The sequence below is a fragment of the Bartonella rattimassiliensis 15908 genome, assembly GCF_000278215.1.
Taxonomy (GTDB): domain Bacteria; phylum Pseudomonadota; class Alphaproteobacteria; order Rhizobiales; family Rhizobiaceae; genus Bartonella; species Bartonella rattimassiliensis.
The window spans coordinates 179,579-180,411 of record NZ_JH725068.1 but is presented as its reverse complement, the minus strand read 5'-3'; the positions used below and the strand labels follow the sequence as shown (position 1 = coordinate 180,411).

General features: G+C 37.1%; 1 pseudogene. It reads left to right on the top strand.

The window, feature by feature from the left end:
* Nucleotides 1-833 (top strand): annotated as a pseudogene (locus MCY_RS09675) (Vomp family autotransporter); the annotation flags it as partial.

Here is an 833-nt window from a genome sequence, read left to right as displayed (position 1 = left end):
ATTACCGGTTCTCAGCTTTATTCCTTAGGCGACAATGTTGCGGCGTCTTTAGGTGGTGGTAGTTATAAAGATGGTAAATGGAGTGCTCCTACTTTTAAGTTTAAAATCTTTGATACGAGTGGTGAGGAAAAAGATGGAACTTATAAGAATGTAGCGGAGGCTTTAACTGGAGTTGGTGCTTCTATTACAAATATTAACAATAAATTTACTGAGCAAATTAACAATGCCTTATTATGGGATGCAACGGATCAAGCCTTTGTGGCTCGGCGTGGAGAGGGGGGAGACAAAAGATTGGGTAGAATTACAGATATTGCATCAGGTTATTTAACAATAAATTCAACAGATGCGGTAACTGGAAGTCAGATGTATATTTTAGGTACCAATCTAGCGAATTATCTTGGTGGTGGTGCTGACTTTCAATCCGGAAATTCAGTAGGTCCAACTTTTAAGATTAAAACCTTCGAGAATGATGGAGATGGAGAGGAAAAAAATACGACTTATCAGAATGTATCGGATGCGTTTGAGGGTGTGAATATAGCTCTTACAACTGTTCAAAATAAAGTTATCAAAGAGATTAACAATGCGATTGCCAATGTGAGAAGCGATAGTCTTGTTAAGTGGAATGAAGAGACAAAGTTAATCAAGCTAGGGGAAGAAAAAGAAGGTACTAAAATCACTGTTGCCAATAAAGATAATGAGAGCAGAGTTATTTCTGGTGTAAAAGAAGGTATAGAAGACACTGATGCTGTAAATTTTTCACAACTTCAAAAAGTTGAAAAAGAAGTTAAAGAACAAGTAGCAGCCAGTAGCTTCGTGAAACAAGATTCTGAAAC